We start from the raw sequence: 14,989 nt of genomic DNA, 5'->3' as shown, positions 1-14,989 counted from the left end.
GATGTCCGATAAATGGTGAGTGTTCTAATATAACAAGACAATATTACAAATTATTTTCAATATTTCATTGATATTTCTGAAAAAGACAGTTATTTTGCAGCTTGAAATTAGATTTAGACTAAATGATTCAAAGAATTCAAACATTATATTTGTTCATAGTAATACTTTTGGCGGGTGTTTTACCGTTTATGATTGATGTGTGGCCTGTTGTAAATGAAGTAAGTTTGTTTTCAACAAATGAATTGTTGTATATTGCCATCGCATTAGGAGGTGTTGCTCTTTTAGCTTTAATAGCTATTTTAATGTTTAAAACCAGAAAAAAGCAGTTTGTGATTAACAGACTGAATATGATATTAAATTTTTTTTTACTAGGATTTTTCGTTTATCGATTACTAACATTATCTGGAGAAATGAATATTTCTGAGAAGGGTATTGGGGTTTACATTCCTATCTTTTCTATCGTTTTATTAGTCTTGGCAAACAAGGCAATTAAGAAGGATGAAGACCTTGTAAAATCTGTTGATCGTTTGCGTTAAACCTAACATCTTAGTAGTATTAGTGCGTGAACCCGGGGTAGTGCCCGGGTTTTTTATTACCTGAAATTTAAGTTCGTACAGTGATTTTTCTTACCGTATAGTTTGATTTTGCAATAAAAGGCTTATGTATTCGTTTAACAACACCTTAACACAATTTAAACTTTTTATGAAAAATTTCAACCTAAGTATTTATGTTTTATTTTTTACATTTTGCTTATCTGGTTATAGCCAAAGTGCAAATTTAAACAGAGAGCCTTTCAAAGTTGCTTATGTGAAACTTCCATCAAAACCTGTTCTTGATGATGCTAAAAGAACATATTCTTCCAACTCTAGAGCTGTAAGAATTTCAGGTTTTACTAAAGTAGCAACCAATGGAACTATTGATTTTAATTTAGATTTTCATGGTACCACTGTTGGCGACATAGATATAAAAAAAGAGACTGAAGAGGAAAAAGATAAAGATGGTAATGTTACATCAACAAAGCATTTTTATTATGCGGTTACTACTTTTTCAACTACAGCTACATTAACCATTAGTAATATGGATTCAGGTGAAAACTTGTCATACCCTTATTCTGAAAAAACAGGTTATACGGGGTCTAAATATAGATCATACAATGAGGCCAGTAAATCATATAATAGAAATAGATATTCGATTAGAGATAAACATAGAGCTGAACACCGTAGCTCAATAGAAAGTACAGTTTCTTACAGAGTAAACTCTATTTACGGTTATGAGCCTTACGAAAGTTTAACAGGTAATATTTTTTGGATTTTAGCAACTAAAAAACATCCAGAATATCAAAAACATCAAGAAACATATGAAGCTTTAAAAACTATTTTTGATGAAATGGAATACGATCAAACGGTTGAACCACTTTTAGAAAATGTACAACCATATGTAGATTATTTTAATGATGTTGTTGCTAGATATGATAAAGACGATAGAAAATCTAAAAAGTTAAGATACGCTAGTTTTTATAACATTGCTATGATTTATTTAAAGTTAGATCAACCTTTAAAAGCAAAAGAATATGCGAATAAATTAATTGATAATGATTACGATAAAGGTGATGGAAAAAGAATTAATAACTCTGCTGATAAATTAATTGCTCTTTTTGAAACAAATAAAACGGATAGTAGACATTTTGAAGTAATTACAGAAGATGTTTCAAATGAGCCAGTAGTTACAGAAGTTTTAGTTGAGGCTGAAGAAGAAGATACTTCTGAAAAATCAATAGCTTTTTTAATAACTGCACAAAATGACACATTACAAACAACAGTTTCAGCAAACGAATTAGCAAAAATGAGTGTGGTAGTAAATGTTTTAGGAACAGGAAATGAACATGAAGTATATGAAGCTCAAAATGCTAAAAAAATGGTAGTAGCAAATGGAGATACATATGAAGTTGTTGATTTTAAATCGGCATTAGCAAATGATGCGACTTCAGTCCCAAAGTTTGCAAAAGTTTTGATTGAAGGAGAAAAAATTAATTTGTATGCCCACCAAGGTTCAGAGTTTGTATTACAATTAAAAGATAGAGAAACTACAACTTCAACAATGAGTAAAAATTTTGTTTTTGGTTTTAATAAAGAGTTGAGTGTTTTTGCTGAAGACTGTCTAGCTTTAAAGGCCAAAGTTAACACGGGTGAATTTAAAAATAAGAAAGAAGATTTAATTAAATTTGCTCAAGAATTAAACAGCTGTAATTAGGTATATCAATAGTTTTGGTAGTTAAAAAGCGATTAGTATAAGTGTTAATCGCTTTTTGAATTTTCACCTTTTACCTAGTTCGATAATTTCAAGGTTTTTAATTTCATCTCCTTCAATTACAAACTGTAACATGGTTCTTACTTGATGAAAACCGTGCTTGCCACAAGCACCAGGGTTCATGTGTAATAAATTAAGTTTTTTGTCCCACATAACTTTTAAGATGTGTGAGTGACCCGAAATAAATAATTTTGGCGGATTGTTTTTGATACTTTCTTTAATTCTGGGCGAATATTTATTTGGGTAACCACCAATGTGTGTCATCCAAACATCAACACCTTCACACATAAATCTATTGTCTAAAGGGAATTCCATTTGGGCAATATGATCATCAATATTACCATAAACAGCTCTTATAGGCTTTATTTTTTTTAGTTGATTTGTAACGATAAGTGAGCCAATATCGCCTGCATGCCATATTTCATCAGCCTTATTTGCATATTTTAATATTTTCTCATCAATATGACTATGAGTGTCTGAAAGTAAGAGTATTCGAGTCATTAAATTAGTTTCGGAATAATTTAAATTAAAGTTTAGTAGAGTGTTGTTTTCTAAAAGATTGCTTAAAGTAAAAAAACAAACTCATATTTCTTTAGTACCTTTGTTGCTCACAAAAATAGCATATTCAATTGAGATATTTTGTTGAGTTCTCTTACTTCGGAGAACATTATCATGGTTGGCAAAAGCAACCTAATGCAATCACTGTTCAAGAGGTTTTAGAAGATGCTTTTTCTAAGATTTTAGGTGAAACTATTAGCTTAATGGGTGCAGGTAGAACTGATGCTGGAGTACATGCTAAACAAATGTATGCACATTTTGATCATGGAGAAATTGAAGTTATAGATCAACTAGTATATAAGCTTAATTCTTTTTTACCAAAAGACATTGCTGTACAAGGGGTTTTTAATACGGTTGATGATGCTCATGCACGCTTTCATGCTTGTGCTCGAACCTATGAGTATTGGTTAGTACAGAAGAAAAACCCTTTTTATATAAATCATGCACACTATGTGAAACATTCATTAAATGTTGAAAAAATGAATGAAGCAGCAACCATGATTATGAGTTTTAATGATTTTGAGTGTTTTTCAAAAGTGCATACTGATGTGCATACATTTTTATGTGATATTCGTTTCTCTAACTGGGAGTTAAAAGGTGATGTTTTAGTATTTACCATAACTGCAAACCGTTTTTTACGAAATATGGTAAGGGCTATAGTTGGTACCTTGTTAGATGTTGGCTTAGGTAAAATTGAAGTTGATACTGTTAAAGCTATTATAAAAAGTAAGGATAGAGCTCAGGCAGGGGTTTCAGTGCCTGCAAAAGGCTTATATTTGACACGAGTTTTATACCCAGAAAACATAGTTAAAACCAATGGATAAAAAGTCAGGAAAAGCATTTGATTATATCTTATTTAAACGACTAGTTGGCTACACAAAACCTTACAGAGTTACTTTTTATGGAGTTGCAATAGCGGCAATATTATTGTCAGGTTTTGCAGTAATGACTGCTATAATTGTTGGTGATATTGTTGATGAGGCTATTACATTAAAAGACAGTCAAAAGTTATTGTATTTAACAATTGCTATGCTGTCCGTTCTTTTAGGACAGGTAATAAGTCAATTAGCTTTCAATTATTATGCAAATTGGTTAGGTGAATCTGTAATAAAAGATGTAAGAATAGATCTTTTTAAAAAAATGATGGGTTTTAAAATGAAATATTTTGATAACTCATCCATAGGTGTTTTAGTTACAAGAGCAGTTGCTGATATGCAACGTATCGGAGAGATTTTTAGTCAAGGTTTTTTCGTGATAATTGCTGATTTACTAAAAATGATTGTTGTAGGTGGTGTAATGTTATTCCAGAATTGGAAATTGGCCTTAATCGTTTTTGCTCTTATGCCAATAATAGCATACGCGACGCGTGTTTTTCAAAAGGCGATGAAAATTGCTTTTACAGAGGTAAGATCTCAGGTGTCTAACCTGAATTCATTTGTGCAAGAACGTATATCTGGTATTAAAATAGTACAGCTTTTTAATAGTGAAGAAAGTGAAAAAGAAAGTTTTAGAATAATAAATGAGAAACATAAAAATGCTTGGTTAAAAACAGTGTGGTATAATTCTATCTTTTTTCCGATTGCAGAAATAGTATCGTCTATTGCAGTAGGGTTGATAGTTTGGTATGGCGGACTTTTGAATATCGCCAATGTAGGGCCAAATGAATACGGAGCAATTTTTGCTTTTATATTATTGGCAGATATGCTTTTTAGACCACTTCGTCAAATTGCAGATAAATTTAACACCTTACAGATGGGAATGGTTGCTGCGGGCCGTGTATTTAAAATATTAGACACCGATAGTAAAATTGAAGATTCTGGTATTGTAGAAAAAGAACTTGTAAAAGGTGATATTGAATTTTCTAATGTACGTTTTGGATATTTAGAAGATGAAGAAGTACTCCATGGAATTTCATTTAATGTAAAAGCAGGAGAAACTGTTGCAATTGTTGGTTCTACAGGTGCTGGGAAATCTACTATTATTAATTTACTGAATCGATTTTATGAGATTAATTCTGGTGTAATTTCTGTTGATGGCACAAGTATTAAAGATTATAAATTAGCTTCATTAAGAGCTAAAATTGCAGTTGTTTTACAAGATGTTTTTCTGTTTGCAGATACTATAAAAAACAATATATCATTAAAAGAATCTTCTGTTAGTTTTGAAGCTATAGAAAATGCAGCTAAAGAAATTGGAGTACACGATTTTATCACAAGTTTACCTGACGGTTACAATTACAATGTAAAAGAAAGGGGTGCAATGCTGTCAAGTGGACAACGACAGTTAATAGCCTTTTTACGTGCTTACGTAAGTAACCCTAGTATTTTAATTTTAGATGAAGCCACGTCTTCAATTGATACTTATTCAGAACAGTTAATACAAAAAGCAACTGATAAAATTACGGAAGGCAGAACTTCAATAATTATAGCTCACCGTTTGGCTACAATAAAAAAAGCAGATAAGATTATTGTAATGGATGCTGGTAAAATTGTAGAAGTAGGAACTCATAAAGAGTTGCTTGAGAACGAGGGTTATTATAATGATTTATATGTGGCTCAATTTTTATCAGAAGAAGTTGCTTAATTACATTAAATCTTCTTTAAGAATACTGCTTAAATCATTGATATCTTTATATAAAATAAATTTACCACCTTTAATATAAGTTATCATACCAGTTTCTTCACTAACAACAATTACAAGTGAATCTGTTTTTTCGGTAATGCCAACAGCAGCTCTATGTCTTAAACCAAAACGCAAAGGAATACTTCTATCATTAGATACTGGAAGTATAACCCTAGTTGCTACAATGTAGTTGTTTTCTATAATTGTTGCGCCATCGTGTAACGGACTATTTTTATAAAATATACTTTCTATAATTGGTTGGTTAATCTCAATATACATTTTGTCTCCACTAGATTTTACAAAATCTAGAGAATTATTTCTAGCGATTACGATAATAGCTCCAGTTTTTGTAGCACTCATTTTTTCGCAAGCGCTTAATAATGCATCAACATCTGTTTTAATAGCTGTTGATTCAGGTTTTAAAAATTTAAAATGTTTGATAAAGTTTCGTTTGTTCGCAAAATTAGTAGAACCAATCATCAACAAAAATTTTCTGATTTCTTGTTGAAAAACAATGATTAATGCTATTAAACCTACAGACATAAAACCACCAATCATGCTACTTATCATTTTCATTTCAAGTAGCTCAGTAAGTTTCCAAAACCCCCAAAATAAAACTATACCAATAAAAATATTAATAGCCACAGTACCACGGACTAATTTATAAATATAGTATAGTAGTACAGCGACAAGTAATATGTCTATAAAATCTGTTATTTTAAAATCTAATAAATTTAAAAAATCCAAGTCAGGTGTTTTTTGTAAAAATAGAAAAATTGCAGCACTTAAATCGAGTTATTTTGTCTTTAATTGTTTTGTAATTTTAATACATTCAATTGCTTCTTTTACATCATGTACTCTTAATATATTAGCTCCGTTAATAAGTGCAATTGTGTTTAATACCGAAGTCCCATTTAAAGCATTTTGAGCATCATTTTCTAATATTTTATAAATCATAGATTTTCTGCTAATACCTACCAATATTGGAGATTTGGTTGTTCTAAATAAACTTAATTTTTGCATTAACTCGTAATTTTGAGCAACTGTTTTTGAAAACCCAAAACCAGGATCAATAATTATGTCGTTTATTTTTTTTGAATGAGCTATGTTGATTTTTTCAGAGAAATATTTTAAAATGTCGACAATTAAATTATTATAATCAGTTTGTTTTTGCATGTTCTGTGGAGTACCTTTCATATGCATCATTATATATGGTACTTGGTGTTTAGCAATTGTATCGAACATTTGCTTGTCAAGATTTCCTGCTGAAATATCATTAATAAGAGAGGCGCCATGAATAATACATTCATAGGCAATTTTACTTCTAAACGTATCAATTGAAATATTAATTTCAGGAAATTCCTTAGTTAATAGTTTAACTATCGGAATAATTCTAGACAATTCTTCATCTTCTGAAACAAAATCGGCGCCAGGTCTAGAGCTGTATGCGCCAACATCAATAAAAGTCGCACCTTCAATTAACATTTTATTTACTTGGTTAATTATACTAGTTACATTTTTATAGTTTCCGCCATCAAAAAAAGAATCAGGAGTAACATTAAGAATGCCCATTACTTTTGGGTTGTTTAGATCAATAAGTTTTCCTCTACAATTAATGGTCATTATATTTTGTAATTAGTTAAGATTTGATTGAACTGATTAAGTTTAAAGCGGGATACTTGAACAATTAAAAATTTTGAACGAAATTTACACAAATTAGAAACAATACATGCAGGAAACTTCAGAACAATACGATGCAATAATAAAAACGTGTAGAGATTTATTTGCAAAAAAGATGAAAGATTATGGTAGTGCATGGAGAATTTTGAGATTACCCTCGCTAACAGATCAAATTTTTATAAAAGCACAACGTATTCGTAGTCTTCAAGAAAATGAAGTTAGAAAAGTAGAAGAGGGGGAGCAATCGGAATTTATAGGTATTATTAACTATTCTATAATGGCATTAATTCAAATAGAAAAGGGTATTGCAGATCAGCCAGATGTTGATACAGAGGAGGCTGTTCTTTTGTTTGATAAACATGTAGAAATAACTAAAACCTTAATGCAGAATAAAAATCATGATTACGGCGAAGCTTGGCGTGATATGCGTGTAAGCTCATTGACTGATTTGATTCTGCAAAAATTATTGCGAGTAAAACAAATAGAAGATAATAAAGGTAAAACTTTGGTTAGTGAAGGTATTGATGCTAATTACCAAGATATGGTTAATTATGCTGTATTTGCAATGATACATTTAACCACAGAATCTAAATAATAACGAATGAAAATTTTAGTAAATATAAGTAGATTTTTTGTTGGTATATTATTTATAATTAGTGGTTTCATAAAACTCAACGATCCTGTAGGTTTTTCATTTAAACTTGAAGAGTATTTTAGCGTTGGAGTATTAAATATGCCATTTTTTGAGCCTCACGCTTTAAAAATTGCATTGTTTGTAGTGATACTAGAAGTTCTTTTGGGTGTATTATTATTAATAGGCTTTAGAATACGTTTTACTATTTGGGCTTTATTAGTAATGATTATAGGCTTTACATTTTTAACTTTTTACTCAGCGTATTTTAATAAAGTTACAGATTGTGGATGTTTTGGCGATGCATTAAAGTTGACACCATGGGAATCGTTTACAAAAGATTTGGTATTATTAGTTCTTATTATAGTTTTATTTATTGGTAGAAAATATTTAAAACCTTTGTTTAGTGCTTCATTAAATAGAATAGTTACTAGTTTGGCACTGTTGAGCTGTGTGATTTTTGCATATTATGTATTAAACCATTTGCCAGCAATAGATTTTAGAGCTTATAAAATAGGAGCTAATATAGAGGAAGGTATGACAACACCTGATGATGCTCCAAAGGCAATTTTTGATTACGCTTGGAAGTTTAATGTAAATGGTGAAGAAAAAATTATTACCACACAAGGCGATTACCCAACTGTAGATGGTGATTTTATAGACGTAGAAACCACAGAAGTGCAAGCTGGTTATGAACCTCCAATACATGACTTTACAATAGAAAAAGATGGTGTAGATGTGGCATTTGAATTATTGCAAGAGCCTAAGTTATTGGCTGTAATTGCCTATGATTTAGATAAAAGCAATTATGAAGCTTTTGAAAATATAAAAACAGTTGCTGACGTTGCAATTAAAGAAGGGTATAAAGTGATTGGTATGTCAGCTTCTAATGAAGAGTTTGCAACAAAATTAATAAAAGAGTACAAGTTGAATTTTGATTTTTATTTTACAGATCAAACAACTCTAAAAACAATAGTTAGGTCAAACCCTGGAGTCTTGATTCTACAAAAAGGTACGATTAAACAAAAAGTCCATTTTAATGATTTAGATGAATTAAAGTTCTAAACCATTAAGAGAAAAAGAAATTAATATAATAGAAAAACAATTAAGATGAGAAGTAAAATTGTAGCGGGAAATTGGAAAATGAACAAGAATATTTCTGAAACGGAAGCATTGTTGACTGAATTAGCTGCTAAATTACCAGATACAAGCGCAGAGGTTATGGTTGCACCAACCTATGTTAATTTAACTGAAGCGGTACGTGTTTTAGAAACATCAACAATTGAGGTGATTGCTCAAAACATGCATTTTGCTGAAAGCGGAGCGTATACAGGTGAGATTTCTGCTGATATGTTATTAAGTATTGGTATTGATACTGCTATAATTGGTCACTCTGAGCGTAGAGCTTATTTTGGTGAAACTGATGAAATTTTAGCTAAAAAAGTTGAAACAGCACTTTCAAAAAACATTAGAGTAATGTTCTGTTTTGGAGAAGAGTTGGAAGATCGTAAATCTGAAAATCATTTTAATGTTGTTGAATCTCAATTGAAAAATGCTTTATTTTCATTAGATGCTAGTGCTTGGAAAAACATTGTGTTGGCTTACGAGCCAGTTTGGGCAATTGGTACAGGCGAAACAGCTTCACCAGAACAAGCGCAAGAAATGCATGCTTTTATTCGTAAAACAATAACTGAAGCTTATGATGCTACTATAGCAAATAATGTTTCTATTTTATATGGAGGTAGTGTAAAACCAGGAAATGCAGTAGAAATTTTTTCTAAGCCGGATGTTGATGGTGGGCTTATTGGTGGTGCTGCTTTAAAAGCGGATGATTTTATTGCAATTATCAACGCAATATAAACTCTTATTAAATAAAAATACAACCAAGGGCATTCAATTTAGAATGCCCTTTTATATGTTTAAGAATGCAGAAAGATAATATTTACATAGAATACACTTTTACGGTTACTCCTTTGCAACCAGCCTCTGATATATTAATGGCGGAATTAGGTGAAGTACTTTTTGAAAGTTTTGTAGAGACTGAAGATGGAGTTTTGGCATATATTAATAAAGTAGATTGGAACCCTAATATATTAGACAATGTTTCAATTACTGAAAATGAAAATTTCAAAATAACATCAGCGTATAAAGAAATAGCTCAAGAAAATTGGAATGCTACTTGGGAGCAAAACTTTAATCCTATTCAGGTTGATGAAAAATGTGTGGTTCGTGCACCATTTCATGAAAAACCAAATGTAGACTATGATATTGTTATAGAGCCGAAAATGAGTTTTGGTACTGGCCATCATGAAACAACACATATGATGTTGCAACATATTTTAAATACTGATGTTGAAGGACTAAGTGTTTTAGATATGGGAAGTGGTACGGGTGTTTTAGCAATTTTGGCAGCTATGAAAAATGCTAAAACTATTGATGCTATAGATATTGATAATTGGTGTTATTTAAACGCTTTAGAAAATGTTGAGCGTAACAATTGTAGTCATATTAATGTATATGAAGGTGATGCAAGTTTGCTAGAGGGTAAAAAGTATGATGTTATAATAGCGAATATCAATAGAAATATTTTATTAAATGATATTCCTACATATGCTAAGTGTCTAAATGAATCAGGAACTTTATTTTTAAGTGGTTTTTATTCTGAAGATATGCCGACCATTTTAGAAGCTTGTAAAGAAAATGGACTGAAATATGTATCAAATCTTGAAAAAAATAACTGGATTGCTGTAGTTTGTCGAAAACCTTAAAATTTTCTTAATAAATCAGTTGAAGTGTAATAAAAAATCGTTTACTTGTACTTGTATTGCTAAATTTTCCAGAATTTAATACAATTATATTAACCAATTTTACACAATTAATTATGAAAAAATGCGATTTAATTATTATTCCTTTGTTACTTTTATTAGTAGCTAGTTCTTGTTCAAAAGAAAATGAAGTTTTAGAACAAGAGCCAGTTGCTGAAAATGTCGAACAAACCTCTTTAGAAATTACAGATGAGGTTATTAGTGTTTTCAAAGAGAACTATTACAATGTAAGTGATATCAGTGTAGCAGATTTTATGCTACCTGATGGAACATTAGAGTCTCGATATCAATTAGAAGGGGATATCTTCTTTTCAGCAGAACAGTTTGAAAATTTATCTCAATTAGATATCTCAACAAGTAAAAATTATCATACAACTAACCTAGTATCTCCAAGAACATTAACTATAATAGGTTATACTGGAGGTTCTAATGCTTTATCAACTAAAGAGCAGACTGCTCTGCAATATGCAGTGAATAATTATAATGCTCTTAACTTGAGTATCAATTTTACTTTGACGTTTGGTACTGATTATCAAGATAAAGATATGGTAATATATCATAATCCTAATGAATCTGGGGCAGGTGGATCTGCTGGTTTTCCGAGTAATGGAGATCCGCATCAATTAATTCAGATTTACGGTTTAGAAAATTATGATGTTAATGTTATTGAACACGTAATAACTCATGAGATGGGTCATTCAGTAGGATTTAGACATACAGATTGGTTTAGTCGTCAAAGTTGTGGTCAAAATGTAAATGAAGGAACTGCAGGTGTAGGAGCTATTCCAATACCAGGTACTCCTGAGTCTTATGACTCGACATCAATTATGTTAGCTTGTTTTAGTTCAGGCGAAGATGGAGAATTTAATTCAAATGATATTATAGCTTTAAATTATCTTTATTAGGTATTTTAAACATTAATATAATTAGCAATACTATTAAAGACACTTTTGTAAAAAGTGTCTTTTTTATTATTATAAGATATTAAAAATATGAAGTGAACTTTTTATTTTCATGAACGGAAATTAAATCTAAGCTTTTTTAATTTTATATAATTTGTATCTTAGTATAAAAATTACGACTATGAGTATAAAAGAAAAGATCTTAGAGGATCTTCTTGTAGAGGAAGAGACGGTAAAACAAAATGAAATTGTTCTATTTAATGATGAGGTGAATACTTTTGATCATGTAATTGAAACACTAATAGGTGTTTGTGATCATACACCAGAGCAGGCAGAACAATGCTCAATAATAGTGCATCATAACGGAAAATGTACAGTTAAAACAGGTGATTATGACGATCTAAAACCTCGTTGTAGTAAGCTGTTACAAGCAGGTTTAAGTGCCGAAATAGTATAGTTGATTTATAAAATTTTTTAAAACAACTAATTTTATTATAGTTTTAAAAATAAATTCAACTTGCGTAATTTAATTCAATTATTACTTCTTCTAATTTGTGTAAATTTTTCTTTTTCACAAGAATTACCTCCTATATTAAATTTTACACCAACGGAATATAATGGTGAAAATCAAAACTGGAGCATATCACAATCAAAAGATAAATATATATATGTTGGTAATAATAGGGGTTTATTAGAATATAACGGTGCGGTTTGGCAATCGTATCAATCTTCAAATGGTTCTTACATAAGGGCGGTAGCAACGGTTGAAAATACTGTTTTCACTGGTTGTTATATGGATTTTGGTTTTTGGACTAAAGATGAATATGGTTCTTTAAGCTATCAGTCCTTAAAAAGTCAATTACCAACACCGATGATTGAAGATGAGGAAATTTGGAATATTCTTCATTTAGATAATTGGGTATTATTCCAGTCTTTACAACGCATTTATATTTATAACTTAAACGATGAAACTTTCAATATTGTAAATTCTGTTTCAAACCGAGCAAGAATTTATAATGTAGATGGTGCTGTTTATTTCCAACAGAGTGGTAAAGGTATTTTCAAAATAGAAAATGGCAAGGCATTATTATTTTCTGAAGATGATATTTTTAAAACAAAAACCGTAATTGATATTTTTAAAACGGTAAATGGAGTAACTGCTCTAACTGAAAATGCTAACTTTTATACTTTAACCAATTCAGGTAGTCGTATTTGGGATTTCCCAGCTTTAGAAAAACTAAAAGCTGTTAATGTGTACAGCAGTATACAATTAAGAGATGGTAGTTTTATGTTGGGTACTATTTCTGACGGATTATATCATATTAGTGCTAATGGTGATTTATTAGAAATAATTAATCAGAAAAAAGGACTTACAAGTAATACCGTGCATGCAATATATGAAGATGTTGAAGGTGATGTTTGGCTTGCTTTGAATAATGGTATAAGTGCAGTTAATTTAGATACTCCTTTTTTTGAATATATTGATAATATTGGGAAAATAGGTGTTGTTTATACAGCATCTGTTTTTAATGGTAATTTATATTTAGGTACAAATCAAGGCCTTTTTTATAAAAAGAAAAATTCAAATAACGATTTTGAGTTTGTGAAAAATACGAACGGTCAAGTTTGGGCATTGAAAGTAATTGATGAAACTCTGTTTTGTGGACATAATAGTGGAACTTTCATTGTAAATGAAGCTGGTGCCACTAAAATAGCCTCAGTACCAGGAACTTGGGATATAAAGCCTGTTCCTAATGCTGATTCATTACTAATACAGGGTAATTATAGGGGTTTAAGCGTTTTGCATAAGCAAAATGGTAATTGGACTTTTAGGAATAATATTGAAGGTTTTGATATTTCTACTCGTTTTTTTGAAATTTTAAATTCAGGAGAACTTATAGTTAATCATGGTTTCAAAGGTGATTTTAGATTAACGTTTGATGAAGCAATAACTAAAGTTGTTTCAGTAAATGAAATCCCGTCAATGGGAACGGAAACGTGTTTGTTGAGTTATGAAGATGATATTATCTATAAATGTAATAATGGAATATTTAGGTACAATCAAAAAAACTCAAAATTTGAAAAAGATACCATATATACAAATCTGTTATATGCTGATGATGAAAAACCTATAGGAGTTTTAAATTCTGATCAATCAAGTGATCGCTTATGGGCTTTTACTAGTAAAAATATAATTGCTATTTCGAAAGGGAAATTAAATAGCACTCCTGAAGTTGAAAAAATTTCGATTCCAGATTCATTTCGAAAAAAAATTGGTGTTTTAGGTTTTGAGAATATTACTGAACTTGGTGTAGGAAAGTATTTAATAGGAATTTCTGATGGCTATTTAACCCTAGACTTAAATAAGATTGTAAAAAATCAGAACTATACCATTAAAATAAATTATGTCGGTGTTAAAGAGAGAGATTCTTTAAATGCATCTCGTGTAGTCATTAATTCAAGCTTGAACGAATTTAAAAATACTGAGAATACATTTCATTTTAAATTTAGTGTGCCTCGTTATAATAAGTATTCCGGCGTTACGTATGAGTACCAACTAAATGGGCAAAATGATGAATGGAGTGAAGCTTCAAAATCTTCAGAAGTAACTTTTGAAAATTTACCATTTGGTACTTATGAGTTTAAGGTAAAAGCAAAAGTAGGTAATATTACTACAGAGAATATAGCATCATATTCTTTTGAGGTATTGAGACCGTGGTATTTATCTAATTTGATGTTAATAACTTACTTTTTAGCTTTTATTTTACTTGGATATTTGATTCATAGACTTTACCGTAATTATTATAAAAAACAGCAGAAGGCATTGTTAAAAGAGAATCAAAAGCGACTTAAGCGGAAAAAAATTAAAAGTGAGAAAAAGTTGATTCAAATTAAAAATGAAAAGCTTAATCAAGAAATTGATAATAAAAATAGAGAGTTAGCTATTTCTACAATGAGTATTATAAAAAAGAATGAATTTTTAAACAATTTAAAAACTCAGTTGGAACAAGTGAAATCTACAAGTCAAATCTCTAATGTTATTAAGGTAATAGACAAGAATATTAATAATGATGATGATTGGAAGTTATTTGAAGATGCATTCAATAATGCAGATAAAGATTTCTTAAATAAGATTAAAGCAATACATCCAACATTAACTCCTAATGATTTACGCTTGTGTGCATATTTACGTCTCAATTTATCTTCAAAAGAAATAGCTCCTTTATTAAACATTTCGGTGCGAAGTGTTGAAGTAAAAAGATATCGATTGCGTAAAAAAATGGAGCTTCCACATGAAATTAGTTTGACAAACTATATTTTAAAACTACAATAAACAATACACGCTGTAAAATTACCACAACATTACCTATACAAGGCTATTTATTCACCAGTCTTTAACATAACATTATATTAATTTTTTTAACGCCATAGCACTGATTATCATTGCGAAATTGGTTATTTGA

General features: G+C 30.1%; 14 protein-coding genes. 11 read left to right on the top strand and 3 right to left on the bottom strand.

Annotated elements, in window-relative coordinates; all coding sequences use genetic code 11:
* Nucleotides 1-122 precede the first annotated feature (122 nt).
* Nucleotides 123-536: a DUF4293 domain-containing protein gene (locus KO500_RS10920; protein ID WP_215956585.1), complete on the top strand. Its 414-nt coding sequence runs from the start codon at nt 123-125 to the stop codon at nt 534-536.
* A gap of 166 nt (nt 537-702) precedes the next feature.
* Nucleotides 703-2,250, top strand: a complete 1,548-nt coding sequence (locus KO500_RS10915; protein WP_215956584.1) for a hypothetical protein — start codon at nt 703-705, stop codon at nt 2,248-2,250.
* A 63-nt stretch (nt 2,251-2,313) separates the two neighbouring features.
* Here the strand turns inward: KO500_RS10915 and KO500_RS10910 are convergent, their stop codons facing one another.
* A complete protein-coding gene (locus tag KO500_RS10910) occupies nt 2,314-2,808 on the bottom strand; it encodes a metallophosphoesterase family protein (RefSeq protein WP_215956583.1) in 495 nt (164 codons plus the stop codon).
* Nucleotides 2,809-2,936: 128 nt separating this feature from the next.
* On the opposite strand from KO500_RS10910, the gene truA reads away from it, so the two are divergent.
* On the top strand, nt 2,937-3,689 hold the full coding sequence (gene truA, locus KO500_RS10905) for a tRNA pseudouridine(38-40) synthase TruA (RefSeq protein WP_215956582.1): 753 nt from the start codon (nt 2,937-2,939) through the stop codon (nt 3,687-3,689).
* On the top strand, nt 3,682-5,448 hold the full coding sequence (locus tag KO500_RS10900; RefSeq protein WP_215956581.1) for an ABC transporter ATP-binding protein: 1,767 nt from the start codon (nt 3,682-3,684) through the stop codon (nt 5,446-5,448). The genes truA and KO500_RS10900 overlap by 8 nt, the downstream gene beginning before the upstream one ends.
* Here the strand turns inward: KO500_RS10900 and KO500_RS10895 are convergent, their stop codons facing one another.
* Nucleotides 5,449-6,234 carry a diadenylate cyclase gene (locus KO500_RS10895; RefSeq protein WP_215956580.1) on the bottom strand — a complete coding sequence of 262 codons (786 nt, stop codon included), beginning with the start codon at nt 6,232-6,234 and terminating at the stop codon, nt 5,449-5,451.
* Between the two features lie 48 nt (nt 6,235-6,282).
* Nucleotides 6,283-7,110 carry a dihydropteroate synthase gene (gene folP, locus KO500_RS10890; protein WP_215956579.1) on the bottom strand — a complete coding sequence of 276 codons (828 nt, stop codon included), beginning with the start codon at nt 7,108-7,110 and terminating at the stop codon, nt 6,283-6,285.
* A gap of 106 nt (nt 7,111-7,216) precedes the next feature.
* Between folP and KO500_RS10885 the strand changes: the two genes are divergently transcribed.
* The 7 genes from KO500_RS10885 to KO500_RS10855 all read left to right on the top strand — a co-directional run bounded on the left by KO500_RS10885 (nt 7,217) and on the right by KO500_RS10855 (nt 14,859).
* A complete protein-coding gene (locus KO500_RS10885; protein WP_215956578.1) occupies nt 7,217-7,762 on the top strand; it encodes a DUF1599 domain-containing protein in 546 nt (181 codons plus the stop codon).
* Between the two features lie 6 nt (nt 7,763-7,768).
* On the top strand, nt 7,769-8,863 hold the full coding sequence (locus tag KO500_RS10880; RefSeq protein WP_215956577.1) for a BT_3928 family protein: 1,095 nt from the start codon (nt 7,769-7,771) through the stop codon (nt 8,861-8,863).
* Between the two features lie 45 nt (nt 8,864-8,908).
* Complete coding sequence (gene tpiA / locus KO500_RS10875; protein WP_215956576.1) at nt 8,909-9,658, top strand: triose-phosphate isomerase; 750 nt, start codon at nt 8,909-8,911, stop codon at nt 9,656-9,658.
* Between the two features lie 65 nt (nt 9,659-9,723).
* On the top strand, nt 9,724-10,566 hold the full coding sequence (prmA, locus tag KO500_RS10870; protein ID WP_215956575.1) for a 50S ribosomal protein L11 methyltransferase: 843 nt from the start codon (nt 9,724-9,726) through the stop codon (nt 10,564-10,566).
* Nucleotides 10,567-10,679: 113 nt separating this feature from the next.
* Nucleotides 10,680-11,528, top strand: coding sequence for a M57 family metalloprotease (locus tag KO500_RS10865; RefSeq protein WP_215956574.1), 849 nt, complete (start codon nt 10,680-10,682; stop codon nt 11,526-11,528).
* A gap of 178 nt (nt 11,529-11,706) precedes the next feature.
* Complete coding sequence (locus tag KO500_RS10860; RefSeq protein ID WP_215956855.1) at nt 11,707-11,982, top strand: ATP-dependent Clp protease adaptor ClpS; 276 nt, start codon at nt 11,707-11,709, stop codon at nt 11,980-11,982.
* Between the two features lie 60 nt (nt 11,983-12,042).
* Nucleotides 12,043-14,859, top strand: a complete 2,817-nt coding sequence (locus KO500_RS10855; RefSeq protein ID WP_215956573.1) for a helix-turn-helix and ligand-binding sensor domain-containing protein — start codon at nt 12,043-12,045, stop codon at nt 14,857-14,859.
* Nucleotides 14,860-14,989 lie beyond the last annotated feature (130 nt).

The sequence above is a fragment of the Cellulophaga baltica genome, assembly GCF_018861125.1.
GTDB lineage: Bacteria > Bacteroidota > Bacteroidia > Flavobacteriales > Flavobacteriaceae > Cellulophaga > Cellulophaga baltica_A.
Note: the sequence above shows the minus strand (reverse complement) of the source record. Positions and strands in the feature narration are given on the sequence as shown.